A 24,645-nucleotide genomic window follows, 5' to 3' on the forward strand; every position below is an offset into this window, starting at 1 on the left:
CTGGACGCGGTGACGAAGCTCGCCGATGCGCGGGACGACGGCCAAGGCTTACTCTTCGCCTTCGTCGTCGGGCTGGTAGGCGTCAGCCTCTTCGTTCAGGGCGAAGAGGACTTCTTCGTATTGGGCGACACCGGCGTTGATGGCTTGAAGGGCGCAAACGCCGTCAACCTCGCCGATCCAACCGGCGCGGTAGAAGATTTGGGTCTGACGACCGTCGAGGGGTTTCCAGAAGTAATCCTCGAAAAAATGAACTCTCTTTTCCATTTGAATATTTAGGCCAAAGCGAGGAAGTGGCGTTCGAGGGCGGGCCAACGCCGGGCGTGTTTGCGCCGGTTCAGATCAGCCAGCATGACCACCATGTTGTCGGGGTGATGGAGACCACCCTTGGCCAAAGGGACGATATGATCGACGTGGTAATCGTCGCCCGTCAGCGCCTTCAACCGGGCGGCTAGATCGTAGAGAGCAAGAACGCGAGATTGCTCTTCTGGAGTGAGGTCAACCCGGCAAGCGGCGCGGCGTCTGGCCGCGCGAGCAAGCCCCTTCTCTGGGTTCAGGCGAGCGTAATCGCGCGCATATTGGCGACACGATTCCAGATTGGCGTTCCGATACTTTAGAGCAGCCTCGCGCTTTCGATCCGGGTGGCTTTCGCAGTATCGGCGAACGGCTTCCGCGTTGCCGGGCGGATTCTTGCGCGGCTTCCGTTGGTAGCTGGCCTGATATTTGGCGCGAGCCTCGCGACCAGCCTCCCTTTGGCAAGGTGAGCAAATCCGGTTGTTGGCTTTCCTGAAACTGGCGAACCAGTTGTCTTCATCCAGTGTCGCGTCGCATTTTCGGCATGTGTTCGTTTCCATGCCAATATTTAGGCAGGGCGGCTCAGAGGAAGGCGGCGACCCGATACTTGCGAAGAATGCGGTCCACACCGAGTGGGATCGTCTTCACATTGCCGACCAGAGCGGCTTCGCGGTTTTCGAACCAGTGACCGATCAGCAAGAGCATGGCCTGACGAAGGTCGGCCGGGACCGTCTCATAGCCAGCGGTGAACTCGACCTTCACGGCGCCGGGGACGGCCTTGGTGGTCGGGCGATGATGGAAGGCGACCAGAGCCGGGCGTTGGTCCACGTCCACATGGTAGAGGTCAGGATCGAGCGTCTGAACGTCACCAGCCGCGTCCAGATAGGTGATCGCCTCCACGGACTTCACCGGCGACAGGGCGATGGAGATATTCGACGGGAAAGCGTCGAACGACATGCGCCACGTCGAAGATCGCAGCGCGACCCCGATCCCATCCGGGCCTTCCACGAAATCGATGGCCGCGTTGATCAGGTCAGTGACCAGTTCGTCGTCTTCCTCGGTCGTGCGGAGGAATGCGATCACCTTCTCGTTTTCCAAGAAAGTCTGATTTGCCGCCGTCAGGCGCGTGAGGTTGGTCCAGTGCTTCATGCCAATATTTAGGCAAACGAAAGCCCCGGACGCGGGAGAACGCCGGGGCTTTCGAGGTCACGAAGAAGGCCGCAACCTTACTTCGTCTTCGCTTCGGTAGGGACGGCGGTTGCCCGCTTCTTTTCCACCTTCGGAGCGGTTTCTTCGATGGCGACGGCGACACCATCCGCAATCAAGCGAACGGCGTCGTCGTGGTCTTCGATGATCGCCCCGGAATCGAGGACATAGCCCTCGAAACCGAGTGTGCAGATCAGCTTGGCGCGCATCTTACGAAGCCTTGATCGCCAGCTTCTTGAATGCCTTGCCGTCGAGGACGCGGCAGTCGTAAGCCATGCCACCGAGGAAGCCGACTTGACCGAACTCGGCATACTTTTCGTTCAGGCGCTGCATCGAAACGCCGCCGACCTGACGGACGCCGAAACGCTTGAAATCGCCGAAGATCAGCGGGTTGGCGTTGGCCGTGAGAGCCGCCGACATGTCGTTGTTCGTCAGAACATCGTAGCCGAAGAGCTTCGAGGGTTCGCCGACGCGGGCCGACTCTTGCCAGACGTAATCGCCATTGGCGTTCTTCATCTTGCGGAGCGTCAGTTGGGTCGTGTCGGAGGCCATGAACTTACCGTTCGAGCGGTAAGCCAGATCGACGCCGTGGATCAGGTTCAGGCCGTCGTCAGCCGTGATCGCCAGAGCCGAGGCCGAAGCGACGGTGCCGGTGACGCCGGTCAGGACGCCTTGGCCTTCGTTGGTGCCGGTGCCGGTCGTCAGGAGCTTGTTCAGCTTGCGGCCGAAGCGCTCCGACATGGCTTGCGAGATCAGGCCGGGGACGTTGAAGTGGGCGTCGCGCAGAAGCTGGTTCGAAACCTTGAAGATGCCCGAGCCGAGGTCGTAGCTGCGGAGCGTCAGGTTGCCGAAGGTCAGTTCAGCTTCACCGGCTTCCGTGACTTCCGGCCACGGTGCGACTTGGGAGTCACCGTCCGTGTCATCGAAGGTCGGGTAGATGATCGCTTCGCCGGTCGGCGTGGACATGAAGTTCACGATCTCCGGGTTCCACAGAGCGCCGTAATACTTCTGAGCCTTGATGATCTCGTTGGCGTAGGTCACCGGAACGAGGTGGCCACCGGCGGTCGGAGTGCCGACAACCTGACCGTCGCGGAGTTCGTCGGAGACGTAGCCGGAGCGGAGGTAGTCGTTCAGGGCGTTCATCGAACGCTCTTCATCGGACAGACCAGCGTTGGCTTGAGCCGAGCGGCTTTCGATGGGGCGACGCGAGTCAGCGGCGGTCAGAGCGGCGGTGATTTCGTCAGCCGCCTTCATCTTGTCGGCCAGCGAGCGCTTCGAGGTAGCCTCGGCGATCATGCGGTCGAACTCGACCTCGATCTCGGCGTCGCGAACGGCGTCCTTGCCAGTGATGTCGTTGAGACGAAGCTGAGCCTTGTTGGCGATTTCCAGCGCGTCTTTGTAAAGGTCTTGGGCGTTAGCCATTATTCTAAATCTCCGAAGTAGAGTGGTTTCGGAGTATTTATTTTGGAGGCTGGATTTGGCCGGTTTTGCCCGGTGTTCCAGCCTCCATGTCTTGATTTACTTGGCGTGGAACTCGGCGAGTTTCTTCAATCGTTCCAGTTTCTTCATCTGGACGGTCTCGGTCGGCTCTTCATCGACGGGAGCCGCTTCGGGTTCGCCACCGGCGGATTCAGCTTCGCCTTCGGCTTGGCGGGCTTCCCATGCCTCAAGGCTATCGAGGGCCGCTTCGTCAGCCGCACGGATGCCGACGCTGGACGCCTGATAGGCGGGCGTGATCACGACGCTGATCTCGTTGAGTGCCATGTTGTGGACGGTGCGGTTGTAGGTGCCGTCAGGCTGACGGACCCACTGGTCGTCTTCCTTGTTCGTGCGGAAACCGAACGACATCTGCTGTTCACCGGCGCGAACCGTGGCGATCTGTTGCGGGTCCATGCGCTTGATATCGAGCGAGAACCGGACGCCGATTTCATCGATCTCGATCCGAAGGCCGTCCTTGGTCGAACCGATGGGCGGCTGGTTCTTGTCGTGGCTCCAGAGCGCCAAAATCATGTGGGCGCCGCGTTCGGCGTCCTCCACGCTCCGGCGCGCGGCGCCGGGCGCGATGAACTCGCGGAAGATCACCGTCCGACCATCGCGTTGAGCCAGCATCGGTTGGGAGGGGCTGTTGAAGACGATGGCGTAGCCTTCCATCCGCTCTTCGTTGAGCGTGGCCGCGCCAGCTTCACCCGCCTCGCCTTGGGTCTGGCTGAAACGGATTTCGGAGGCTTCGAAATAGCGGATTTCGTCAGTCATCATTGTCGTCGTCGGCCGGTTCATCCGGCTCTTCCTCTTGATTGGGTTGGTTGGTCTCGGTCGCGGCCTTCGCCAGTGCGGCTTGGTCCTCGATGGCGACGTTGGCGCCCTGAATGCGGAGCTTGTCCCCGCCTTCCATGGGCGGAAGGCTTTCGAGCGAGCGGACTTCGTTCGGCGTCATGATCGCGTTGTTGATCGCGGTCGCGTGGCCGGTCATCCGGGTCGCGAAATCACCGCGAAGGAGGCCGTCCATGTTGATTTCGATGAAGAGGCTCTTGGTCGTGAGCTTCGCGTTCATCTCTTGCTCGATCAGCTTCACCAGCGGCATGAGGCAATGCTTCACCAGCATCATCCCTTGCTGTTCAGTGTTCGAATAAGTCCCGTTCGACAGGTCTTGGAGGAACACCGGCGGAAGGTTGAACATTCGGGCGATCTCGATCACCAGATACTTCTTCAACTCCAGCATCTGGAGTTCGGCGGGGTTCAGGCCGATCTTGTCGAGCTTGAAGCCCTTCTCCATCGGGAGGATCATTTTCCTCTCGGCGGCCATCTTCTTCAGGACCGAGTGGAGGCCGTTCGCGGCCATTTCCTGAGCGCGCGTGGACGCGGCTTCGATTTCATCGCCGCCGGTCTGGAGAAGCTGGAGCGGAGGCATTCCGCCATGGAAGAAGAGGCCCGACGCATAACGGTCAGCGGCCAGCGCCAGACCGATGGTGTGGCGGTTCAGGTGGACCGGGTTTTCGTGGCTGATCCCGTCGCCGCACGGCATGAGAACGAAATCGAGGACTTCGTTGGCGCCGTAGGTGACCGTCCGAAGGCTCTCATGGAAGGTGTAGACGTATTCCTTGCGGTGACCGACGCGCTGGATCGTCAGTTGGTCCAGATCGAGCGGCCACATGGCGACGATCCGGCCGGTCAGATCACGCTCTACGAAGGTGACGGCGCGACCCTTGAGGATCAGCGAGCGGATCGTCTGGTTCAGCCATTGGAAGCTGGTCAGACCTTCGTTGTTCACGACGTCGTGGACGATCCGATACAGACCTTCCTTCTCGGCCTTCACACGGCCGAGGCCCTTGCGACGGTAGAGTTGGACCGGGAGGCTGGCGATCTGGCCAGCGATGAAGGACACGGCGGCCGAGACGGCGGGGACTTCGAGCGCAGACCGGGCGGTGACGCTCTCGCCAGCGTGGGAGGTTCCACCCGCGCCGAACAAAGCCGACATTCCGGCGAAATCACTCAGTTTGACGAGATTATCGCCAAGATTTCGCGTTTCATCGCGAGAAAACAGACCAAACGTAGACATGCCAATATTTAGGCAAGGGGGTCAAAACGCCTCGAAAGCGTAGTCTTCCTTCTCATAGGCGGGTTTCTGAGCCAGACTTCCGCGCTCGCGATGCTTCAAGCCACAGGCCATCGCCAGAGCCACGGCGCCGTCGATGCGGAACCTGACGGCCCCTTTGTCGATCTTCCGCTCGCCGTTGGAGTTCGGCTTGGTCACCATCGCGTTGGCGATGTTCCACGTCAGGAGGGTGTTGCCGGGGTGCTGGAGATCGCCGGTCAGGACGTCGCGTTCGAAAGCGTCGGTGGCCGGAGCCATGTCCTTGAGGGACTGAGACCAAGGGATGATCCGAAGGCCGGTCTTCCGCTTTTCATCGGTGTGGGCGAAGACGCCGATCTTGTCGAAATGGCGAAGGACGCCAGAGACGCGCCACTGGTCGTAAGCCATGCCGAGGACTTGGTATTCGACACAGAGTTCACCGATCTTGGTGGCCACGTCCTCCGGGTTGATGGCCACACCGTCGCACGTCAGAAGCTCGCCGTTCTTGGCGGCCAGAACGTAGTCGAAGCCGTCCCGTTTGGTGTGTTCCTTGAGGTGTGCGGCTGGTTTCCAGAACCACGCACCGATCCGCGTCCCGTTGGTCGCCGAGACGGCCACAAGAGCGCAAAGGTCCAGCCCGGCGTCGGCCATATCGAGCGCCAGATAGATCGCTTCCTTGGCGACCAGACCTTTGTCCGAGCGGAGGTTCTTCCACGTCGTTTGGGGGATCAGGGGCGCGTAGAGGCTGACGCGCTGGTTCAGATAGAGAAGCCTGAACTCTTGCTCCAGCGAGGGGAGTTTCACCGCCTCCAGCGCGTAGGATTTCAGGTCGTCGTAGTCGCGGAAATCACCGAGCGCCGGGTTCGCTTTGCGCCACTGTTCTTCGTCCAGAAGATCGCAATCATCGTCGGCCGCGTAGAGGTGACAGACGCGCGTGGGGTCATCACCGGCGATCCCGACGTCGATCATTTCCGACAGGCGGTGCGTCGGTTCGTCGTTCTGTGTGGACGTGACCAGAAGCAAAGGCTCCAGCCGGGCGCCCATGGACGTGGAGAGTGTCGAGAAGAGTTCGAAGGGGGCTTTGGACTGAGCCAGTTCGTCGTAGTGGACGAAGGTCGGGTTCAGGCCGTGCTTCGACTTGGCGTCCTTGGACAGGGCGCGGAATTTCGACCCGCGATAGGGGAGCAACTTGCCGGTCGCGGGATCACGGGAGATCGTGACGCGGATGCGCTTGGCGTTCGGAATGACCTTGAGGACGTTTTTGAACGCCGGGGTCAGTTCGATCATCTGAGCGACCGCTTCGAACACGACGGCGGCTTGTTCCTTGTCGTTGGCGGCCGAGTAGAGTTCGCCGTTCACCTCGGCCTCCGGGCCGATCAGGTGGAGCAAGATCAGGGCGGCCGACAACTCGGTCTTCCCGTTCTTACGGGCGACTGAGAACACGGCGCGACGGACCACGCGGCGCCCGGTGTCTTCATAGATCGGGGCGTAGACGTCGAAGATGAAGTCGCGTTGCCACTGGCGTAGCCGGAAGGGTTCACCGACCCCGCCGCCCTTGGTGACCTTGAGATATTTTTCGATCCAAGCGCAGTTGCGTTCAGCGCGAGCGAGATCGCGGACGATGTTCCGCGTGACGGTCTCGGCCATGATCAGTTGAAGGTCAGGCCGCCGGTGTCTTCATCGTCGGAGACAGGCGCGTGGAGCTTCGCGCGGGCGGCCGGGTTGAACCCGAGTTGTTGCGCCAGAGAGATCATCAGCCGGGTCATGTCCGACTGGATTTTCAGCCATGGGGAGACGGTCGCCTGACCGGTCGATCCGGGGACCACCAGAGGGTTGGTCTTGAGGTGGAAGGTGGCTTCGTCGTGGTTGGCGCGAGCTTCGCACCATGCGGCCAGCAAGCCTTCGTCGGGTGGCGCAAACACGCCGTCGTCCATCGAGAAGGCGATCCGCGTCCAGTGAGCCTTGGCGGCTTTGGACAGGGTTTTGGGAGCCGTCAGAACGCCCTTGGGCTTCGGCTCATTCATGTTCAGCGGACGGTTACCGGGATTGCCATCTGCAATCTTGATCGCCGTGGGTGTCGCGGGTCTTCCTCGTGTCATCCAATATTTAGGCGGATGGTGGAGGCGTCGGCCGGATCAGCGTTGTTCGTCTTGGTCTGAAAGTAGGCGGGCGTTGGCGATTGCTCGCTCGTTGGCCTCTCGGATCATGGTTCTGAGCGAGGTCGGGGAGACCGGGGCGTTGGCGTTCTCAAGGGCTTCGAGACGTTCAGCCAGATCGTTCAGGACGGCATGAAGGACGGCGGGATCGAGGGGTTGGTTCATGCCAATATTTAGTCCGCGACCGGCCCTAGCCGGGCGTCGGCTCCCGCCGGAGGCGGGCAAACCCCGTTCCAAAAAACAGGTCTGAATTTCGCGGAGACGTGTGCTGAGTGGGCCAGCGGTCGGTGGACCGATGAACTTTTCGTCCTCAAACCACCCCCTCCGGGGTCATGGCGAGGGCGCCGACCGCACGATGGCGACGCCGGGATCACCCGACGCCGCCTCATGCTAATATTTAGTCTTAGACCGCTTTTGGGGTGGTTTTGCGATGGTAGTCACCGAAGGCCGCGAGCGCAGCTTCTTCGTAGGCGGCGGTAGCCTCGGCCAAGGTCTTGAAGGACTTCTGAAGGATGAACTTCCCATCCTTCCAGAGTTGGGCGCGGAAGGTATTGTAAGGGGTCACGCAAACACCTTTGACGCCGAGCTTGTTGTTCTTGAAGGTCCGACGATTGCGAAGGTTCTGGGTCATCGTCACCACTCGAAGGTTGGTGATCGCGTTGTTGTGTGGATCACCGTCGATGTGATCGATCTGATCGGTCGGCCATTCTCCATAATGGAGAAGCCAAGCGATCCGGTGCGCCATGTAGGAGGACCGACGACCCTTGGAGGCGGGGAACCACACATGCCGGTAAATCCCGGCGGTGTAGTCGCCTCGGCCATCCGCTCGATTGCGGTAATCCGTTTGACGGTAGTAGATGTTTCCAGTGATTGGATCGTAAGAATATCGGCTGGCGACTTCTTCGTATGTTCGGTCGTTGATGGGTTTGTTGCTCATCCCATATTTAGTTTAACGGGATGGTCTACATTGACTGATCTGGCCTTATACTGATCACATATTGTTACATACTAGATCAGGTCGGAGGCAAAGGGTCTTAGTCTTCGACCTCTTGTTCTTCTCCATCGTGTTGATGGTCGGGTCTTCGAGTTGCGCTTTAACCCGGAGGTAGCGTTCGGTCTCGTTGATCCGGGCGATTGCCGGAAGGGGTTTGTCGGGTGATCGGCGCTTGGTCATCGTGGGGTCCACCGGTTAGCCGGGTGGTTCTTGTCGATAGGCCAGCCGTCAGGCCCTGCGATGCAATGATAGCCGTGCAGTTCGATATGGCGCTTGTGTCGGTCGTGACAGTTGCCACACAGAGATTGCCAGTTGGACCGGTCGAAGAAGAGAGTTCGGTCGCCTTCATGGCGCTGGACGTGATCGACCACTGTGGCTTGTTCCGGGTGGTCGTCAGTGCTGCACAACTGACAGAGCGGGTGTTCAGCTAGGAACTCCAGTCGGCCGCGTTTCCATGCGGCCAGAGAGTAGAGCTTGCGCCATTCCGTGGCGGCGGCTGACCGGCTCAAGAACCAGCCCAAGCCATCTTGAAGAGTAGGGCTTCGTTGTCGTCCGTGAAGCTGACCAACGCGGTGATATGAGCATCCCGTTCGTCTTCGTAGGTCATCACGGTCACTCGGTAAGACCGGGTGTTGTCGGCCAGCCAGCCGAGCATTTTGAAGATTTCAGCGACCTCGCCTTGGACGTGGATGGCTCGCGTATCAGTGCAGTTCATGCCCATATTTAGGCTGGCTTCTGGAGGCCCTTTCGATGGACCCCCGTTAGCCGGTGAACCTCTTCCACCACGGCGCGGCCTGATCCTTGGAACGCTGGTGGTCCATCTTAAACCGGTTCATGGCCTTGCGAGCTTGGTTAGGTGTCATCTTGGCGTTCATGATCGCCAGCCGATGGGCTTCCACGATCCACTTCTGAACCTCGGAAGACAGGACGTGCGAGCCGCCGCTATCAACCCGGATCATTCGCCCGACCAGAACATCTTGAACATGGCCGCGCGTTCGGGATCGGCTGAGATCGTGGCGAGGAAGATCGCGGCTTCGAGAACCTTGGCCCGATCAAGCGTTGGGGCCATCGTCGTCGCTGACAGGACAACGCATTCGTCACAGATGATGGCGTCGGATGATGTCGCGGCGACCATGGCTTTGACTTCGAGAGCCATCTTCCCACAGAAGCTACAGACGGGATTGTCGCTGGTCATCCCTCCGACCCTCCGGCCGCGAGACCTTCGATCAGACGGTCCACCAGCTTGTCGGTCGGAGCGTATCCGTCGCCGAACATGAGAGCCGGATGGGTCAAGACGTGATCGGAGTGTCCCCACTCGATCTCGACATAACCGTCCTCATCGGGGTCTTCGAATGACCCTTCGCGGAAGCTCCCGTTGTTCACATGCTCGATGGTCTCGGAGAGGGCCGCGATCAGAGCCGCGCGCACCTTCTCCCGATCAAGGAAATGGTCGGTGGCAACGCAGGTCAGGTGATCGAGGTCGATGATCCCGTCGTAGGCCATCCCGTCGAACTCCGGGCCGTCGATTGCCCCGGTCAGGCCGACAGCCCATTCCGCCCGGTTGATGCGGAAGCTGTAGTTCTCTGTCAGGGCGGTCGCCAGTTTGGGCTTGAGGTCGTTCATTCGAACACCTCCAGATCACCAGCTTCGTCGGTGTAGGTCTGGCCATTCTCAGTCCAGACGACCTTGATCCCCGCGTCATCATAGACAGCGATTTCGCCCGGATGGTTGTCGGTCAGGCCAGAGAGATTGGCGTCTTTCTTCACCCGGATCGGGCGAACGGACGTGTCGAGAACCAGTTCGTCGCCGTCGTAGACAAAAACGCTGGTCCCGTAGTGAGTGTGTTTGAAGGTCAGCATTATTGACCCTTCCAATTCTTGAGATTGTAAGCCGCGAGGGCTTCGTCATCGCCGCCGGTGGCGTTGATGGCGTTGGCCAGATAGCGAGCGACCCACGGTTCATCGGGGTCGGCTCCAGCCATGTTGATGGAGGTCATCGCGCGGGCGATGGCGAAGAGTTCTTCGGCGCGGGCCTTTTCGTAAGCGAGATCGACACCGATCATTGGTGAAGCTCCCAATGGTGCTTACATGCGTCGTAGACCTTGCGGACGACCGGTTGTTCCTCGGCCAGTTCCTCCAGCGCTGCGGAGACCATCGGGTAGATCGACGGGTTTTCCCTGATCGCCAGAAGGGTCCGACCGATGGCCATGGACGGGAAGAGTTCGGGGAAGGTGGCGTCGAAATCGAAGGGGTCCATCTTTTCGAACACTCGGAGCATTCGGAGGATCGTCGCCCCCTCTTCCTCGGTCGGCTTCGCGATCATCTGCCAACTGGTCAGCAACACCTTCCCATTGCCCGCGTCTTCGAGCCTGAACGAAACGCATCCCGCCTTGGCGTCCAGACCAGTCCAGCCAACGGCCAGCGGATGATCCTGAACACCAGCCATCTTCGCCATGATGACGAACTTCTCTTCGGCCGGTGTCATTGGGCGCCATCCCACTGGTGACAGTAGTAAGCTTTCCACTTGTCGATCAGAGGTTGGAGAAGGCCGTCGAGGTCGGATGACCACCATCCAGCGCGAGGCGACGTCCCGTAATCGGTGTAACCATGACCAGAGAGGACGTAGAGCGCGAACTCCCCGGCAAAGCCGTTGGCTTTGATGAAATCGTAGGTCGTGTGATCGCGAAGGGCTTCGAGAGCCGCAATGAAAACGACGTCGGCTTGGGAGGCGTAGCATCCGTGGATGCCATCGATCACGTCTTCCCACGGGTCGAACTCTTCGAAGGTCACGTCATCTTGGATGATCGGCTTCGCCAGTGCGGCTTCAAGTTTGGCTCGAAGGGTCATTGTTCCAGCCCGTTCATTTCAAGCCAGCCCAAGCGGGCCGCCATGTTCATCACCGAGTCTTCCAGCATCGCGATCCGCTCTGAGTTGGTCAGGCGGTTGCGCTTGGCCGTGTAGCTATTCGGCATAACGACGTGGCCGCGCTGGCGAGCCGTCCGAATGTTGCTGGAGGACAGGCCAAACCGTTCCATGATCTCGCCATGAGAAAAACCTTCGTCGTAGGCGGCTTGGACCGCTTTCCAATCGGTCCACACTTTGCGGGTCAGACCGAGCTTGGCGGCGTGATACTGGACCGTTGAGTGGGAGAGGCCGGTGGCGGCCATCACTTCATCGCGGGACTTCCCCTCGGTCAGAAGTTTCTTGGCCAGTTCGGCGTTTGCAGACGTCCTCATTGGGCGTCCTTTCGAGCTTTGGCGGTCGGCGCGGGGCGGTGACCCCACGACTTACGACCGAAAGTTTTGACGCCAGACACGACGGTCGTGGCGGTGATGCGGAAATCGTTGGCGGCGACGCCGAGGGCGGACGCGGCTCCAACGAAGAAAGCGGCTCCGACCAGATCGAGGCCGAAACCCGTCAGGCCGTGAACCGGTGCTTCCACCAGCCCAGCGCCGATGGTGAAGAGGATCGAGGCGATCAGGAGGAAGACCAAGCCTTCCATCCACGTCGCAAGGTTCGGGGCGATCTTCACGACACCACCTCCACGATCCGGCCTTGGATTTCGTCGATCTCGGCCTGAGCCTTGGGCGTCTCGGTGATGTCCTCGCCGGTCTTCGGGTCGATCTTGCGAAGCTCCAGATGACCGTTCTTCTCGATCAGCTTCCAAGCTTTGGGGAGACGGACGATCATTGGTCACCAGCCTTCGTTTCGGCGATCAGTTCACGGACGATCTGACGGATTTTCTCTTCATGGAATTCCATCGCCCGAGCCTCACGCTTCGCGTCAGAGTAGGGTCGTCCGTAGACGGTCGCCCGTTCACACCTCGCTTGGACGGCGCGGTAGTGATCCGGGTTGGCCTCAACGTGGGCGCGGGCCTCCACCATCGCCACCAAATCGCTTTCGCTCACACCGTGGCGGACGCGGGACGGGTCGATATTGGCCTTGAGGAAATCGAGGATCGTTCGTTCGTAAACCGCATAGGCGTCACAGACGGCCCGCGCGATTTCGGCGGTAGTTTTGACGCCGCTCATTTGCCACCACCCTTCGGAGCGCGGGGCTTGCGAGCCTTGGTGACCTTTGGAGACGTGACAGTCAGGGTTCCGTTGTCCCAGACCATGGACCCGAGGTTCGGTTCGCCGGTCTTCTTGGCCGGAAGGTCGGTGACCAGCTTGCCGTCAGCATCGATCAGGCGACCGTTGATCCGAGTGGTCCCCGGTGCTTCGAGAGGCGAGACCGGCGGCTTGGCCAGTTCGATCAACTCCGAACGAAGACCAAGAATGTCGGCTTCGGTCAGGTCGGCGCGGGTGTGCAGTTGAGCCACGTCGGCGCGGGTCGCCTTGGAGGCCAGAGCGTCCAGAAGGCTTTCCTGACCGCCGCGAGCGTGGACGACCTCGGCTTGGACGCCATGGGCGACTTCACGGGCGTAGGCGCCGCCATTCTCGATGTTCGCGAGGCGGGCGTTCAGTTCCACCGGATCGATGCCGGTGATCAGCTTGCGGATGGCGTTGAGGATCATTCCGACACCTCGGAAGTCAGGCCAGCCAGCGCCAGCGCGTGAGCCTCTTGGAAGGCCGAGACCATGGCCTCGCCGACGATCACATTGGTCGGGTCGGTGTAGAGGGTCATCTTGGTCCCCTCGATCTTGATGTCGCGAAGGCCCTGACGGGGCGTGACGTCTTTGACCGGTTTGTTGAACCGCGTCTTCTTCTGGCGAGTATGCGCCATGTTGTCGTAATGCATTTGAATATCTCCCGGCCAGTCGAGAGTGTTGTTGTTCGACCAGCTATCTTTATTTATTCAAGATACCCGAAGTCGTGTCACACCGCATTATTCAAGACGTTCAGGGCCGGTTTTATCGATGTCTGAAGTCGATACTTAGTCGTTTTCGCTTGACTGTGCGAAAGATATGGACGGCATTTTCACTTCTAGCCTAAATATAACTTGTAACCCGCTTCTGACGTGAGCAAGACGACAGGACGGGCCGCGAGATAAGTTGATAAATATCCACGGATCGTTGTATACTCGACGTTCTGTAATATCCAACGCTTGAGGCCCTGACGTTCTTGCTCGACGTCAGGGCCTTATTGTTTGGAATATTATGGAAGAAGAAATCTGGAAGCCGATCCCCGGAAGCAAGGGATACGAGGCTTCGACGTTCGGTCGCATCCGCTCACGGAAATGCATCCTCAAGCCGCAGCCCCACAAGGCTGGCTACTGGCAAGTCAAAATCGTCCTCGATGGGGCGATCATCTGCAAGACCGTTCACTGGCTGGTCGCGCTGACGTTCTTCGGCCCTCGCCCGGAAGGGATGGAGGTCTGTCACTGGGATGGTGACAAGAGCAACAACGGCCCGTTCAACCTTCGCTACGCGACCAGAGCGGAAAACGTCGGCGACAACCGCCGCAACGGCGTTTTTGGGGGGATCAAACGCGACCCCGCAGACCTCAAGCCGGGTTGGGACGTGTCTTCCCGAAAAGGGAAACTGACCTACGCGCAGCGACGCGAGATCGTGGAGATCGCAGCCGCGAACCCCAACTTGACCTTCACCGAGATCGGCAATCGCTTCGGGGTCGCGCAACAGTCGGTTGGTAATCTCTGGCAATACGCTTGCGGGAGTGTCGCCTAATGGCCCGCGCTCTCAACTGGTCGAACCCACACCGCAACAAGGTCGATCCTAACCGGATCGCGATCACCAAGGCCGAGCGTCTGACCACGGACGCCGAACACCGGGTTCAGGATTGGAAAGACCGCATCGAAGCCGGTCGCCCGTCCGCATCGAAAACCGCTCGCCTGAGTGGACCCGTCCGTGTGTTCAGCGTCGAAGAGATCGCAGCGTGGGAGGCGGGCCGATGATCACCCTCTACCTGAACCTCTACCTTGAAGAACTGAAACCCTTTGGCCGAGCCGCTTATCACGCGGGTCACGAAGACGACGCTCTTTCGACTGGCCTTGCACATTGGTTTGAATCCTTGTTGGGGGTCATCCCGGCGCCCGCGATGACTGAGACAGAGTTGCGCGACGCGATGATGGACGGGACGCCTAACCCGCTGATCCTGAGCCAACCGATCCACTTCGAGAAAGACGCGGAAGCTCTGGTGTTCATGATGCGCTGGAGTGACGAGTTCACGATCTCCACCAAGGCGCCGACGCCACCCGAACCGGCGAAGAAATTCGTCACCTCGCCGGTGAAATGCCGGATCGAGAATGGTCGTGTGGTCTGGAGGATCGTCAAATGATCACCCGCGACCTTCTCAACCACCTCGCCACGATCACCGGCGACAAAGCCTTGCTGAACGCTTTCAAGATCAAGAACCCGGAGTTCGTCGGCTTGTGCGAGGCCATCGCCGCACGGGATTTGCGAGACGAAAAACCCATCGGGAGCTTCCCGGTCATGGGCGACCTGACCGCGATCCAGATCGCCGTCTTCGACAACGGTCCACCCAAGGGCCGGGGGACACGCTACGGGCTGGCCGTCGAGTTCTGGACCAAGCCCGACGTCAACGTGAAGAAAAAGAACTTCGACCGTAAGGCCAACGTGATCCTTCTGGACGCGAAGGGCCTTAAGTCTTGGCTCAAGCGGACCATCGACGCCAACCACAAGCGCCGGTTCCCGCTCTCGGCCGACTTCCTTGAACGCTTGATCGAGTTTCAGGCGAACATGGCTCAGAACGAATATCTCGGCCTTCTGTGTGAGAAAAAAGCCGAGTTCGGGACGATCTACTACGACGACCAGATGGTCCATGTTCGGCTGGATGGAGAGGACACACGGATGGTCCTCTTCCTCGGTGACGACATTCGCGTCCTGCCCCGGTTCTCGAAGACTGACCGCCGTGGAAATGAACACGGCGGGAACGTCATCCTGCAATCGCGTTGCGACATCATCGGTTTCGATGACGAATGGGCGACCGACGACTTCGAGGAAATTGTCGATCTGTAGTAATTGAAGACACTAAAACTAATTACTACAGATCGACATATCGCGATCTGGCGTAATGCGCCTCTGGCGGGTTCAGCGCTACGCGCCTAGCGCCTCTCCCTTCGGTCGATGCGGAGCTAATTGCTCCAGTCGAAGGAAAGAGAACTAGGACTACGCGGGAACGGATGACGCCGCCGCCCAACACACCGAACGCCGCCCGGATGGCGGCCATGAAGACCAACCAAAATGACAACCACAAACACGCCCACGCCGGGCAACCTGACCGACGCCGAGAAAGCCTTCCTGACCATGGCGAAGATGGCGGATATCAAGATCGTGGACCTCTCGCCGGATTGGCCGGGGCCGGAGGGTCAGACGAACGGTGCGACAGCCTATCGCCAGTTTTCTCGATCCGCTTTCACCCATATGGATCGTTTGCGCGCAACGGTCGGGCTGATCACAAACTGGACCCCCGACGTTTTCCCAATCGTCGCCTCCACCTTCGAAGTCCTGACCATCGAGCGGCCGGAGCTTCGGGAGCATTATGACCGGGCGAAGGAAGCGTGGGAGGCGAGCCAGTGACCGATTACGAAGGCGAGTTCGCGCCGTTCGCCGCGCTTATGAACCGTATGCCCCCGACCGATTTCCCACACGTTGTTCCGATCATGGTTAGCGTCGAACGCCCGACCGAGACCTTGAAACATTGGTGCGAAGAATCGATCACCGGCCCTTGGAGCGAAGGCCATTTGATCCGCCGCAAACGATCCGTGGGTGATTGGACTTTCGAAGTTTGGGAGTTCCACAACTGGTCGTTCGAACGTCAGGAAGACGCCGCCCTCTTCAAGCTTTTCTGGCTCTGAAAGATATCGTCTCCAGACCCTCCGGCTGGTAGATTGTGGGTGTCGGGGAGTTTTTGATCTTTCGACCCGACATTCATCACAACCGCTCCAGAATAGGTAAGACCCGGCTCCGGCCGGGTTTTGCTTGTCTGGAATATCGCGCATCTCGGATGCGGCTAAATACTCGGTGCCGCCGTGGATTTACCCTGACCTATTCGATGAAAGCCAACTCCCGCTCTACGCTGGTTTTGTCTACCTGATCACACATCTGGCCACTGGTCGCATGTATGTCGGCCGGAAGTATCTCAAGGCCAAGCGCGGGAAGAAAACCGTGGAGTCCGATTGGCGCCGCTACTGGTCCAGTTCGAAGGAACTCAAGGCCGAGTTCAAGGCGAACGGCCACGATGGTTGGGAGCGCCGGATCATCTGTTTTTGCCTGACCAAGGCCGCGACCAACTACGCCGAGGTCGAAGAGCAGTTCGCCCGCGATGTCCTCAAGGCCACGCTCCCCGATGGCTCCCGTGCCTATTTCAATCGAAACATCATGGCTCGCTGGTTCGCGTCGCCGGAGAATTTCTCCGACCAGCATCGCGAGAATATTTCGAAGGCTATGTGTGGAAACACAAACGGCGTTGGTGTGGTGAAATCACCCGAGACGCGGGCAAAACTGTCAGCCGCGCACACCGGAAAGAAACTGACGTCGGAGACCCGAGCGAAAATCTCAGAGAACAATCGGTCGCGAGGCCCGAAGTCGGATGACCACAAAGCGAAAATCAGCGCCGCGATGAAGGGTGTCCCCAAGCCTCCAGAGACCAAAGCAAGGATGAAAGCCGCACAAGCGAACCATCCCGGCCCGTCTCGCGAGACCATCGAGAAATCCGCTGCGTCCCGCCGGGGAAAGCCATCTCACAACGCTGGAAAGCCAATGACCGAAGAGCAGAAAGCAAAGCTGCGAGCGGGTCAGATCGCCTATTGGGACCGCAAGAGAGCCGAGCGCATGGCCGGGGTCGGCTCATGCTGAAATCGATCTCCCGCTGGTTCGCCAAGTGGTCCAAGCGGTTCGTGGACGCGGCGACCTGTTTTCTAAGAGACCCCAAGCGAGCCTCTACGACCGCCGGGATCATGTTCGGCGCGCTGATCGTTGCGCTCTACGTCGTTCAGGTCGCGGCGATGTTCGTCCCGACGACGCCGGTGGCCGCGACCGTCCTCCCGCTTCTATCAAACCAGAACCTCGCGATGATCGCGCTGGTCGCCGTGATCGTGGTCACGTCGTTGGGTTTCGACAAGGTGACCATCACTCTTCCGAATGGCGCATCGGGGACGTTGGAGGACACTCGCGATCAGGCCGTAGAAGCCCTTGAGAAGGCGTCAGACAAGCTTGGTGACCTCGCGGACGCCGTAGCACCCGACAAGCCTTCCTGACCGCTCCAGCGCCCTCAAATCATGGTCACCTTCGCCCACGTCGAGGTCATTTCCAGTTCCTTGCGGATGACCGGCCGCTTGTCCTCGATGTCGAGTTCCACGAACACTTCGTCGTTGATCAGCCAGCCTTTGCCGTTCGACAGAACGTAGAGGCCACCCTTGAACGGCATGATCGTATCGTAGAGCGCCAGAAGCATCCCGTTGGCCTTCGCCCGGTTCCGGTAGAGGTCTTCGCTCTCTTCGTCCGAGAGGCCATCGAACCAGTCGGCGGCTTCGGCCACGGCGTCAGTCCCCGCCACGCGGGTCTGGTGTTTCAACTCTTGGCGTAGACGCTCGATCTCTTTGTCCATCTTCGACGCCTCGATCTCGCGAAGCCGAAGGCGTTCAGCCAGTGACGCCGAACCCGCCTCGATCTGATCCAGCAAGGCGTCGATCTTGATCTGGATCGCATGGCGAGCCGCGATCTTGTTGTTGAGGTCCGTTTGATCGGGGAGGGGTTGCTCTTCCTCCAGACGCGCGACCATGAGGAAGCTGGTCAGCTTCTCTTCGACCTCGGAGCAAAGGTAGGTCTGACGGTTGTCGCAGTTGTGTTTCCGCCCGGCCTGATAGCAGGTGAAGGCGCGCACGGCCCGGCTATTGGGATGGTTGCGGACCACCAGCGTCCCGCCACATTCCTCACACCGGCCGAGACCTTGGATCAGGTTCGGGAAGCTCTTCCCCTTGCGCCCGGCGCCGCCACCCCGCTTGTTCCGCATGGCGATGACGGCTTGCGCCCGGTCGAAGGTCGCTTCGTCAATGATCGGTGGATAGTAGTTCGGGATCGGATCGCCGTCAGGCTGGCGAAGCATCCGTTGATGCGCCCGCTGGCTGGTCAGGGTCGGTTGATAGAACCCCATCACGGAAGGCGACCGGAGGATGGTCAGGACATAGCCTTGGTGCCAGCCGTCCGACCCTTTGACGAAGGGTTCGACGGGCGTGGAGTTCAGTCGTTGGGCGATGGCGGTGATCCCAAGGCCGTCCAGACATTCGGCGAAGATGCGGCGGATCACGTCGGCTTTGTCGTGGTCCAGATCGAACCGTTTGGTGGTCGGATTGTAGATCGTCCAAGCCGGTCCACGCTTGGACAGAACCTCGCCGGTCTCGCGCGCTCTCTTCTTTTTGTCCGCCCATGCGATGGCGACTTTGCGGGTCCGTTCCTTGTTCTCCCGGTGCGCGTTCGACATGACCATGAGGGCGCGCATCATGTCGAATGCGGACGAATGTTTGTGGTAGGTCTCGCCATCGACCAGCGTCACGACGTTCACGCCCTTGCGGACGATGGAGGTCAGAAGGTGAAGAGCCTCGGTCTCGATCTCGCGGGTCAGTCGCGAGAATTCATCGACCAGAAGATAGTCGCCCGGTCGAATGGTCCCCGCTTCGATCTTACCGAGAAGGACGCCGAGTTTGCCGGTTTCACGGTGTAGACCACTCGCCGCCGACAGGCCCGGATCGGAGTAGGATGGGTCGAACTCCACGTTGGGATGGTTCTCTGACCATTCCAACGCCGCCGCTAACTGGCGACGAAGGCCATCGCCCTTAAGTTGGGCGCGCGAACTGATTCGGCTGTAGGCGTAAGCCTTGGGTTTCATAGACATAATCGCTCATAACATGGGTGAAACAATAGTCACCCACGTTATGAACTGCCAATTGATCGGCCCCAGCTTGTCGCCCAGCCCCGTCAGCCCCTGCGACAGGAATCGCTCGAAGCTCTCGGCGCCGTCCGACAGCACCTTGCGATTGGTGCAATAGCGGCTGGCCTTGACCGAGAAGACGAAGCCGTCGGGCGTCTCGTCGCGCCACTTCGCCCAGCTGTCGGGCTTGAACGTCGAATAATAGGTGCCGTTGATCTCGATCGAGGTCAGCGCCCGGCTGGCGAACTCCAGCTCCCGCTTCTGCACCAGTCCCTGCGGATAGAAGACCCCCCGCCACGGCTCGAACGTCCAGCCGCCGACGCCGATATGGATGGATCCCGCCATGACCTAGCCTCCTGATGCAGGCCGCTTTGATCGCAGAAATCACCGGCGGCGGCTATGGGAAGCGGATGGACGGAGCGTTTGAGAAGGATGGCTTACCGGTGGTCCTCGGGGGAGCACCCGCTCGTTGGCGACTTGCAGGCTGCCAAGCCTCTTAACTCGTGTGGCTACACGCGATGCGTACGTTCGCCTCAACCGCTAGAGGCGTTACGTCGTTTGAACGCTTCTACAATCCAATACAGGATTGCATACTCCGCGATAAAAATCGGGGCTAAGGCGAGAGGAGCTTGGATGCGTCCGGGCATCTTGATTAGGAATATTGCACTAAGGTTGATCGCTAGTGTGGCGGTTACAATCGCTATAAACCATTTATGGAAAGCGATATCCCAGTTTGTTTCTATGAGGAGCGAGATCATGGAAATGGATATTGCGATTAGCAGCGACTCTTCTGCACTAAAGAAAAAAGTGCTGATGATAAAAGCAGTGAGAGGAATAAGGGCGTCAAACGCGAGATTTTTGGCTTTTATTGCTTTCTTTTTAACGATGCGACTTTCGTCATTTTTCATGTTTGTTGAATCATGTTTGGTAATTAGGCTTAGCGAAGCGCAGGGCAGATAGGTCTCTGAAGCCTTGCTGGGTGCGATGTGCGAACCTTTGCCGACGGGGATTTGTGATCACATTGGCGCGAAGGCCCACGTAGTGGAAGTCCGCAAATGATCTTGCAGCGAAGTCCGCCTCAAGCCAGCTTCCGGACATTGAGCGCACCAACCAAACGGGCCGCGCCCCCCTCAGCCTGAAACGCAATCTCCCGCCGCGCCGAAGACCACCGCGCGCGGATTGGGCGGGCGCAGGCGGGCCAGCACGTCGCGGCGGCTGGGCGGCCGGCCCCAGCGGGTGAAGCTCAGGCCGTAGCGCCTCAGCGTCGCCTCATGCGGCAACCACAGCGAATGGCGCGACAGCCAGGCCGCGCGGGGCGTCGTCTCGCCGGGGATCGTGACCTGGGTCTGAATGTCCGACAGCCCGATCTGGGCGGCGGCGCACGCCAGAATGCCGGGGTCGGCGCCTCGCGCGGCGTGAAGGGCGCGCAGCCGTCGCGCGCCCCGGGCGATCTCGTCCGGAACGGCCTCGTTCAGCGTTTGATAGTTGGCCTCGATCACCGGCGAGGAGTGGTGGAAGCTGACGAAGCCCGCCCGCTCTATGGTGCGCGTCGCCCCGGCGGCGAAGATGGCGTTGGCGCAGGCGGAGGTGCACTGGCCCCGCACCGTCACCGGCAGGCGCCGCGCCAGGATCACCTCGGCCGCGTCCAGCGCGGCGTTCTCGTCGCCGCCGCCGCTGTCGATCACCAGGCCCTCGACGCTTTCGTCCGACAGGGCCAGGGCCAGGGCGGCGCCCGAGGCCGGGCTGAAGGCCCCGCGAAACACCACGCGCGGCCCCTCGCGCGACAGCAGCCACTGGGGCCGCGCCGGGCCGGCGGACATTTCGGTCGTGGCTGGCGATGCGGGCGACGCCGTCGCCGCCTGCGGCGAGGCGACGGCGATCAGGGCGGAGGTCACGGCGGCGATCAACGACACAGGCTTATGAGCCTCCTTGCAGGACCGCCACCATGCGCCCGCCTAGGCGTCTGTGTCCAAGCCAAAGATGAGGGCCCGGCGCCGCGCCCCGTGGCGAAGAGGTTGGCCTCCCCGCCAACTCGTGCATAGTGATGCTCGACAAACGGAGGTCGGTCATGTTGTTGGCGGTTCTGTTCTACGGCGTTACGGCGTTTGGCGGCCAGACGGGGGCCCAGCCCGCGCCGCCGTCCAACCATCAGGTCATCCGCCCCAGCGCCGACCGGGCGGACCCAACCATGTGGCGCTTTCAGGACATGGATGATCGCCGCATGATCGACGAGATGCGCCGCGAGCGCGTCCGACAGAACTACGAAGCCGCCGTGATCAATCAGCGCCGGCTGCTGGCCGACGAGCTGGACAAGCTGATCGCCGCCAATGAATGCGGTCAGGCGACGGACCTGGCCCAGCGCGCCGGCTATCGCGACATCCGCGAAGGCGTCGCCAGCGCCTGTCAGGCCAGGGCCGGTTCGAGCTCCTAAGGCTTCGTCGCCGATTTAAACGCCAGAGCGTGGCGGTTCGCCGCCTGCGGGGCTATAGCGCCAGCCTGACCGGAGTGCTGTGCGCGTGTTCGAACTGACGCCTGAAATCATCGCCCTGTTGGGCGTCGCGTCGGTGATCGCCGGCTTCATTGACGCCATCGCCGGGGGCGGGGGGCTGATCTCGCTTCCGGCCCTGCTGTCGGTGGGGCTGAACCCGGTCGCCGCCATCGCCACCAACAAGGTTCAAGGCAGCGTCGGCACGGCCAGCGCCCTGTGGAACTTCTGGCGCAAGGGGCGGGTGGATTTCCGCCTGATCCGCTGGCCGCTGGCGCTGGTCGCGATCGGATCGGGACTGGGCGCCTTCGCCGTGACCCTGGTGGATACGCGCTGGCTGATGATCCTGTTGCCGGTCCTGCTGATCGGCATCGCGCTGTATTTCCTGCTCGGACCCAAGGCGGCGGACGAGGACGCCCACGCCCGGCTGACGCCGCTGGCCTACGCCTTTGTGGCGGGCGGGATCGGCTTTTACGACGGCTTCTTCGGGCCGGGGACGGGGTCGTTCTTCGCGTTGAGCCTCGTCATGCTGCTGGGCATGGGGCTGACGCGGGCGACGGCGCACACCAAGGCGCTGAACCTGATGAGCAGTGTCGTCGGCATCGTCGTTCTGGCCGTCGGCGGCCATATCGTCTGGGTGCTGGCCGGGATTATGGCGGTGGGTCAGTTCATCGGCGGGCGGCTGGGTTCGCACGCGGCCATGCGCTTCGGTCCGCGCCTGATCCGGCCGCTGCTGGTGGTGATCTCGCTGGCGATGACGGCGCGGCTGCTGTCCGACCCCGCCAATCCGCTCAGGGCCATGATCGCGGGCTGGCTGGGTCTTTAATAGGCGTAATCGCGATAGACGCGGCTGATGTCGCCGCCCCATTCGCCGTTGTACAACTCCAGCAGGCGATCGGCCGAGGTCACGCCGCTGTCGGCGATGTCTTCCAACTCGGTGATGTAGCCGCGCTCGTCCACCATGCCGCCGCTGAAGCGGGCGCGGTTCTTCAGGCCCTGCTTGGCGATGTTGACCATGTCGACGGCGATGTCGCGCGCGCTGCGGCCGCCCACCTCGGCCTTCAGGCCCAGCCGCGTCACGTCGCGGCGCAGGCGCTCGTGGTCGGCGATGTCCCAGTCCTTGCACAGGTCCCAGGCCGCGGCCAGCGACGGCGCGTCGTACAGGATCCCGGCCCACAGGGCGGGCAGGGCGCAGATGCGGCTCCACGGCCCGCCGTCGGCGCCGCGCATCTCCAGATACTGTTTCAGCCGCACCTCGGGGAACAGGGTGGTCAGGTGGTCGGCCCAGTCCTGAACTGTGGCCCGGTCGCCCGGCAGGGCGTCCAGCTTTCCGTCCATGAAGGCGCGGAACGACTGGCCCGACAGGTCGACATAGGTCTCGCCGCGCTTGGCGAAATACATCGGCGCGTCCAGCGCATAGTCGGCGTAGCGCTCATAGCCGAAGCCGTCCTCGAACACGAAGTCCAGCATCCCGGTGCGATCCGGGTCGGTGTCGGTCCAGACGTTGGCGCGCGCCGAGACGAAGCCGTTCGGCCTGCCCTCGGTGAAGGGGCTGTTGGCGAACAGGGCGGTGGCGATGGGCTGCAGCGCCAGCGAGGTGCGGAACTTCATGACCATGTCGGCTTCGCTGTCGAAGTCGAGGTTGGCCTGAATGGTGCAGGTGCGCAGCATCATATCCAGGCCCAGCTTGCCCTTCTTGGGCATATAGGCGCGCATGACGTCATAGCGGCCCTTGGGCATGACGGGGATGTCCTCGCGCCGCCACAGGGGGTCGAAGCCCAGCCCCAGGAAGCCCAGGTTCAGCTGGTCCGCGACCTGCTTGACCTCCATCAGGTGCTGGCCGGTCTCGTTGCAGATGTCGTGAATGTCCTTCAGCGGGGCGCCCGACAGTTCGAACTGACCGCCCGGCTCCAGGCTGATCGAGGCGCTGAAGCCCTCGGCGTTCTTGCGCTCCAGGGCGATGACGTGATCGCCCTCCAGCACCGGCGTCCAGCCGAAGCGGGTCAGCCCGTCCAGCATGGCCTTGATGCCGCCGGGGCCTTCATAGGCCGGGCGACGCAGCGTCGACTTGTCGAAGCCGAACTTCTCGTGCTCCGCGCCGATGCGCCATTGGTCCTTGGGCTTCTCGCCCTTCGACATGGCGTGGATCAGCTGGTCTCTGGAAAGGGGCGCCGTGTCGGACATCTGTAACCTCTGCTGTCGCGGCTAGATGGGCCAGCCAGCGGCCGGGCTCAAGGGGGCGGCGGAAACTTCTAACGATCCCAGTCGCCGACCGCCGCCTGCCACAGCGTCATGGCGGCGATGGCGGCGGTGTCGGCCCGCAGGATGCGCGGCCCCAGGGAGACGGCGGTGGTGAAGGGCAGGGAGCGCAGCCGCTCGCCTTCTTCCGGCGAGAACCCGCCCTCCGGCCCGATCAATATGGCCCACCGACCTTCTCCCTCCCCGTCCCGGGGAGGGTGGTCGAGCCCTTCAAGGCGCGACCGGGTGGGGAGGGCCTGGCGATCCAGCACGCCCCCCGTGGCCCCTCCCCACAAGGGGGAGGGAGAAAACGGCGTCAAGGCGGTGATCGCGGGCGCGCCGCCCGTCTCGTCGCAGAACATCAGCCGCCGTCCGTCCTCCCAGCCGTCCAGCAGGGCGTCCAGCTTGACCGGATCATCCACCACCGGCACGTCCAGACGACCCGTCTGCTCGGCGGCCTCCTCGGCGATGGCGTCCAGCCGGTCCAGCCGCAGCCGGTCGGCGTTGGTGCGATGGGTCAGCGCCAGCCGCACCCGCTTGGCGCCCAGTTCGGCGGCCTTCTCGACAATGGTCTCGACGCGGGCCTTCTTCACCACGGCGACGATCAGCTCCAGATCGGGACCATAGGTCTGGGGCCGCATCTGCTCCTCGGCGCGCAGGATGACGCCCTTCTTCAGCACCTCGGCGACGCTGACGCGCCACTCGCCGTCGCGGCCGTTGAAGACCAGCAGCTCGTCGCCCGCCTTCAACCGCATCACCTGCGTCAGATAGCGCGACTGGTCGAGCGTGGGCGCCACGGCGGCGCCGGGGGCGAGGTCGCCCTGAACGTAAAGACGGATCATGGCGCCTGCATATCGC

41 protein-coding genes and 1 pseudogene are annotated in these 24,645 nt (G+C 61.3%); 11 read left to right on the top strand and 31 right to left on the bottom strand.

Annotation, left to right across the window (positions count from 1 at the left end; all coding sequences use genetic code 11):
- Positions 1-9: 9 nt before the first annotated feature.
- Positions 10-276, top strand: coding sequence for a hypothetical protein (locus ACLBV5_RS09700; protein ID WP_447605537.1), 267 nt, complete (start codon positions 10-12; stop codon positions 274-276).
- Here ACLBV5_RS09700 and ACLBV5_RS09705 read toward each other — a convergent pair.
- The 25 genes from ACLBV5_RS09705 to ACLBV5_RS09825 all read right to left on the bottom strand — a co-directional run bounded on the left by ACLBV5_RS09705 (position 273) and on the right by ACLBV5_RS09825 (position 12,957).
- Positions 273-851, bottom strand: coding sequence for an HNH endonuclease signature motif containing protein (locus tag ACLBV5_RS09705; protein ID WP_447605538.1), 579 nt, complete (start codon positions 849-851; stop codon positions 273-275). The genes ACLBV5_RS09700 and ACLBV5_RS09705 overlap by 4 nt on opposite strands.
- Positions 852-873: 22 nt before the next feature.
- Positions 874-1,374: a head-tail connector protein gene (locus tag ACLBV5_RS09710; RefSeq protein ID WP_447605539.1), complete on the bottom strand. Its 501-nt coding sequence runs from the start codon at positions 1,372-1,374 to the stop codon at positions 874-876.
- Positions 1,375-1,517: 143 nt separating this feature from the next.
- Positions 1,518-1,706 carry a hypothetical protein gene (locus ACLBV5_RS09715; RefSeq protein WP_447605540.1) on the bottom strand — a complete coding sequence of 63 codons (189 nt, stop codon included), beginning with the start codon at positions 1,704-1,706 and terminating at the stop codon, positions 1,518-1,520.
- A 1-nt stretch (position 1,707) separates the two neighbouring features.
- On the bottom strand, positions 1,708-2,919 hold the full coding sequence (locus ACLBV5_RS09720) for a phage major capsid protein (protein WP_447605541.1): 1,212 nt from the start codon (positions 2,917-2,919) through the stop codon (positions 1,708-1,710).
- Positions 2,920-3,015: 96 nt separating this feature from the next.
- Positions 3,016-3,750, bottom strand: coding sequence for an HK97 family phage prohead protease (locus ACLBV5_RS09725; RefSeq protein WP_447605542.1), 735 nt, complete (start codon positions 3,748-3,750; stop codon positions 3,016-3,018).
- Entirely contained in the window at positions 3,743-5,053 is a 1,311-nt protein-coding gene (locus tag ACLBV5_RS09730; RefSeq protein WP_447605543.1) for a phage portal protein, read from the bottom strand. Before ACLBV5_RS09730 ends, ACLBV5_RS09725 begins: the two co-directional genes overlap by 8 nt.
- A 21-nt stretch (positions 5,054-5,074) precedes the next feature.
- A complete protein-coding gene (locus ACLBV5_RS09735; RefSeq protein WP_447605544.1) occupies positions 5,075-6,715 on the bottom strand; it encodes a terminase TerL endonuclease subunit in 1,641 nt (546 codons plus the stop codon).
- 2 nt (positions 6,716-6,717) lie between these two features.
- Positions 6,718-7,092, bottom strand: coding sequence for a phage terminase small subunit P27 family (locus ACLBV5_RS09740; RefSeq protein WP_447605545.1), 375 nt, complete (start codon positions 7,090-7,092; stop codon positions 6,718-6,720).
- A gap of 111 nt (positions 7,093-7,203) precedes the next feature.
- Positions 7,204-7,389, bottom strand: a complete 186-nt coding sequence (locus ACLBV5_RS09745; protein ID WP_447605546.1) for a hypothetical protein — start codon at positions 7,387-7,389, stop codon at positions 7,204-7,206.
- 238 nt (positions 7,390-7,627) lie between these two features.
- Positions 7,628-8,161, bottom strand: coding sequence for an HNH endonuclease signature motif containing protein (locus ACLBV5_RS09750; RefSeq protein ID WP_447605547.1), 534 nt, complete (start codon positions 8,159-8,161; stop codon positions 7,628-7,630).
- 233 nt (positions 8,162-8,394) lie between these two features.
- Positions 8,395-8,589, bottom strand: coding sequence for a hypothetical protein (locus ACLBV5_RS09755; RefSeq protein ID WP_447605762.1), 195 nt, complete (start codon positions 8,587-8,589; stop codon positions 8,395-8,397).
- A gap of 134 nt (positions 8,590-8,723) precedes the next feature.
- Entirely contained in the window at positions 8,724-8,933 is a 210-nt protein-coding gene (locus tag ACLBV5_RS09760; RefSeq protein WP_447605548.1) for a hypothetical protein, read from the bottom strand.
- 46 nt (positions 8,934-8,979) lie between these two features.
- Positions 8,980-9,177, bottom strand: a complete 198-nt coding sequence (locus ACLBV5_RS09765) for a hypothetical protein (protein WP_447605549.1) — start codon at positions 9,175-9,177, stop codon at positions 8,980-8,982.
- On the bottom strand, positions 9,174-9,413 hold the full coding sequence (locus tag ACLBV5_RS09770; RefSeq protein WP_447605550.1) for a ClpX C4-type zinc finger protein: 240 nt from the start codon (positions 9,411-9,413) through the stop codon (positions 9,174-9,176). The genes ACLBV5_RS09765 and ACLBV5_RS09770 overlap by 4 nt, the downstream gene beginning before the upstream one ends.
- Positions 9,410-9,841, bottom strand: coding sequence for a hypothetical protein (locus ACLBV5_RS09775; protein WP_447605551.1), 432 nt, complete (start codon positions 9,839-9,841; stop codon positions 9,410-9,412). The genes ACLBV5_RS09770 and ACLBV5_RS09775 overlap by 4 nt, the downstream gene beginning before the upstream one ends.
- Positions 9,838-10,077 carry a hypothetical protein gene (locus ACLBV5_RS09780; RefSeq protein WP_447605552.1) on the bottom strand — a complete coding sequence of 80 codons (240 nt, stop codon included), beginning with the start codon at positions 10,075-10,077 and terminating at the stop codon, positions 9,838-9,840. Before ACLBV5_RS09780 ends, ACLBV5_RS09775 begins: the two co-directional genes overlap by 4 nt.
- Complete coding sequence (locus ACLBV5_RS09785) at positions 10,077-10,280, bottom strand: hypothetical protein (RefSeq protein ID WP_447605553.1); 204 nt, start codon at positions 10,278-10,280, stop codon at positions 10,077-10,079. The genes ACLBV5_RS09780 and ACLBV5_RS09785 overlap by 1 nt, the downstream gene beginning before the upstream one ends.
- Complete coding sequence (locus ACLBV5_RS09790; RefSeq protein ID WP_447605554.1) at positions 10,277-10,702, bottom strand: hypothetical protein; 426 nt, start codon at positions 10,700-10,702, stop codon at positions 10,277-10,279. Before ACLBV5_RS09790 ends, ACLBV5_RS09785 begins: the two co-directional genes overlap by 4 nt.
- Positions 10,699-11,064, bottom strand: a complete 366-nt coding sequence (locus tag ACLBV5_RS09795; RefSeq protein WP_447605555.1) for a hypothetical protein — start codon at positions 11,062-11,064, stop codon at positions 10,699-10,701. The genes ACLBV5_RS09790 and ACLBV5_RS09795 overlap by 4 nt, the downstream gene beginning before the upstream one ends.
- On the bottom strand, positions 11,061-11,453 hold the full coding sequence (locus ACLBV5_RS09800; protein ID WP_447605556.1) for a hypothetical protein: 393 nt from the start codon (positions 11,451-11,453) through the stop codon (positions 11,061-11,063). Before ACLBV5_RS09800 ends, ACLBV5_RS09795 begins: the two co-directional genes overlap by 4 nt.
- Positions 11,450-11,749 (bottom strand): hypothetical protein, encoded by a 300-nt coding sequence (locus tag ACLBV5_RS09805; protein WP_447605557.1) that lies wholly within the window; start codon positions 11,747-11,749, stop codon positions 11,450-11,452. The genes ACLBV5_RS09800 and ACLBV5_RS09805 overlap by 4 nt, the downstream gene beginning before the upstream one ends.
- Positions 11,746-11,907: a hypothetical protein gene (locus ACLBV5_RS09810; RefSeq protein WP_447605558.1), complete on the bottom strand. Its 162-nt coding sequence runs from the start codon at positions 11,905-11,907 to the stop codon at positions 11,746-11,748. Before ACLBV5_RS09810 ends, ACLBV5_RS09805 begins: the two co-directional genes overlap by 4 nt.
- Positions 11,904-12,248, bottom strand: coding sequence for a hypothetical protein (locus ACLBV5_RS09815; RefSeq protein WP_447605559.1), 345 nt, complete (start codon positions 12,246-12,248; stop codon positions 11,904-11,906). The genes ACLBV5_RS09810 and ACLBV5_RS09815 overlap by 4 nt, the downstream gene beginning before the upstream one ends.
- Positions 12,245-12,733, bottom strand: coding sequence for a hypothetical protein (locus ACLBV5_RS09820; RefSeq protein ID WP_447605560.1), 489 nt, complete (start codon positions 12,731-12,733; stop codon positions 12,245-12,247). Before ACLBV5_RS09820 ends, ACLBV5_RS09815 begins: the two co-directional genes overlap by 4 nt.
- Positions 12,730-12,957, bottom strand: coding sequence for a hypothetical protein (locus ACLBV5_RS09825; protein ID WP_447605561.1), 228 nt, complete (start codon positions 12,955-12,957; stop codon positions 12,730-12,732). Before ACLBV5_RS09825 ends, ACLBV5_RS09820 begins: the two co-directional genes overlap by 4 nt.
- Before the next feature lie 358 nt (positions 12,958-13,315).
- On the opposite strand from ACLBV5_RS09825, the gene ACLBV5_RS09830 reads away from it, so the two are divergent.
- From ACLBV5_RS09830 to ACLBV5_RS09865, 8 genes are all read left to right on the top strand, one after another.
- Positions 13,316-13,843: an NUMOD4 motif-containing HNH endonuclease gene (locus tag ACLBV5_RS09830; RefSeq protein ID WP_447605562.1), complete on the top strand. Its 528-nt coding sequence runs from the start codon at positions 13,316-13,318 to the stop codon at positions 13,841-13,843.
- Positions 13,843-14,070, top strand: coding sequence for a hypothetical protein (locus tag ACLBV5_RS09835; RefSeq protein WP_447605563.1), 228 nt, complete (start codon positions 13,843-13,845; stop codon positions 14,068-14,070). Before ACLBV5_RS09830 ends, ACLBV5_RS09835 begins: the two co-directional genes overlap by 1 nt.
- On the top strand, positions 14,067-14,453 hold the full coding sequence (locus ACLBV5_RS09840) for a hypothetical protein (RefSeq protein WP_447605564.1): 387 nt from the start codon (positions 14,067-14,069) through the stop codon (positions 14,451-14,453). The genes ACLBV5_RS09835 and ACLBV5_RS09840 overlap by 4 nt, the downstream gene beginning before the upstream one ends.
- A complete protein-coding gene (locus tag ACLBV5_RS09845) occupies positions 14,450-15,154 on the top strand; it encodes a hypothetical protein (RefSeq protein ID WP_447605565.1) in 705 nt (234 codons plus the stop codon). Before ACLBV5_RS09840 ends, ACLBV5_RS09845 begins: the two co-directional genes overlap by 4 nt.
- Positions 15,155-15,379: 225 nt before the next feature.
- Positions 15,380-15,715: a hypothetical protein gene (locus ACLBV5_RS09850; protein WP_447605566.1), complete on the top strand. Its 336-nt coding sequence runs from the start codon at positions 15,380-15,382 to the stop codon at positions 15,713-15,715.
- The gene (locus ACLBV5_RS09855; protein WP_447605567.1) at positions 15,712-15,993 is read left to right on the top strand and encodes a hypothetical protein; all 282 of its coding nucleotides are present in this window, start codon (positions 15,712-15,714) and stop codon (positions 15,991-15,993) included. Before ACLBV5_RS09850 ends, ACLBV5_RS09855 begins: the two co-directional genes overlap by 4 nt.
- 124 nt (positions 15,994-16,117) lie before the next feature.
- Positions 16,118-16,993 carry an NUMOD3 domain-containing DNA-binding protein gene (locus tag ACLBV5_RS09860; RefSeq protein ID WP_447605568.1) on the top strand — a complete coding sequence of 292 codons (876 nt, stop codon included), beginning with the start codon at positions 16,118-16,120 and terminating at the stop codon, positions 16,991-16,993.
- Entirely contained in the window at positions 16,987-17,394 is a 408-nt protein-coding gene (locus ACLBV5_RS09865) for a hypothetical protein (protein ID WP_447605569.1), read from the top strand. Before ACLBV5_RS09860 ends, ACLBV5_RS09865 begins: the two co-directional genes overlap by 7 nt.
- Positions 17,395-17,408: 14 nt before the next feature.
- On the opposite strand, the gene ACLBV5_RS09870 is transcribed toward ACLBV5_RS09865, so the two are convergent.
- The 4 genes and pseudogenes from ACLBV5_RS09870 to ACLBV5_RS09885 all read right to left on the bottom strand — a co-directional run bounded on the left by ACLBV5_RS09870 (position 17,409) and on the right by ACLBV5_RS09885 (position 20,977).
- The gene (locus ACLBV5_RS09870; protein ID WP_447605570.1) at positions 17,409-19,022 is read right to left on the bottom strand and encodes a recombinase family protein; all 1,614 of its coding nucleotides are present in this window, start codon (positions 19,020-19,022) and stop codon (positions 17,409-17,411) included.
- A 45-nt stretch (positions 19,023-19,067) separates the two neighbouring features.
- Positions 19,068-19,409, bottom strand: a pseudogene (locus ACLBV5_RS09875) (DUF72 domain-containing protein); the annotation flags it as partial.
- A 188-nt stretch (positions 19,410-19,597) separates the two neighbouring features.
- Positions 19,598-19,972 (bottom strand): hypothetical protein, encoded by a 375-nt coding sequence (locus ACLBV5_RS09880; protein WP_447605571.1) that lies wholly within the window; start codon positions 19,970-19,972, stop codon positions 19,598-19,600.
- 222 nt (positions 19,973-20,194) lie between these two features.
- The gene (locus ACLBV5_RS09885) at positions 20,195-20,977 is read right to left on the bottom strand and encodes a hypothetical protein (RefSeq protein ID WP_447605572.1); all 783 of its coding nucleotides are present in this window, start codon (positions 20,975-20,977) and stop codon (positions 20,195-20,197) included.
- A 155-nt stretch (positions 20,978-21,132) separates the two neighbouring features.
- Here ACLBV5_RS09885 and ACLBV5_RS09890 point away from each other — a divergent pair, with 155 nt between their 5' ends.
- Entirely contained in the window at positions 21,133-21,495 is a 363-nt protein-coding gene (locus tag ACLBV5_RS09890) for a hypothetical protein (RefSeq protein ID WP_134581616.1), read from the top strand.
- A gap of 85 nt (positions 21,496-21,580) precedes the next feature.
- On the top strand, positions 21,581-22,375 hold the full coding sequence (locus tag ACLBV5_RS09895; protein WP_447605573.1) for a TSUP family transporter: 795 nt from the start codon (positions 21,581-21,583) through the stop codon (positions 22,373-22,375).
- Here the strand turns inward: ACLBV5_RS09895 and ACLBV5_RS09900 are convergent.
- Together ACLBV5_RS09900 and ACLBV5_RS09905 are read right to left on the bottom strand one after the other, a co-directional pair.
- Positions 22,372-23,733, bottom strand: a complete 1,362-nt coding sequence (locus ACLBV5_RS09900) for a glutamate--cysteine ligase (protein ID WP_447605574.1) — start codon at positions 23,731-23,733, stop codon at positions 22,372-22,374. The two genes, ACLBV5_RS09895 and ACLBV5_RS09900, sit on opposite strands and share 4 nt — an antisense overlap.
- Before the next feature lie 68 nt (positions 23,734-23,801).
- Complete coding sequence (locus tag ACLBV5_RS09905) at positions 23,802-24,629, bottom strand: 16S rRNA (uracil(1498)-N(3))-methyltransferase (RefSeq protein ID WP_191743585.1); 828 nt, start codon at positions 24,627-24,629, stop codon at positions 23,802-23,804.
- Between the last annotated feature and the right edge of the window lie 16 nt (positions 24,630-24,645).

The organism is Brevundimonas sp. M1A4_2e (assembly GCF_053345555.1).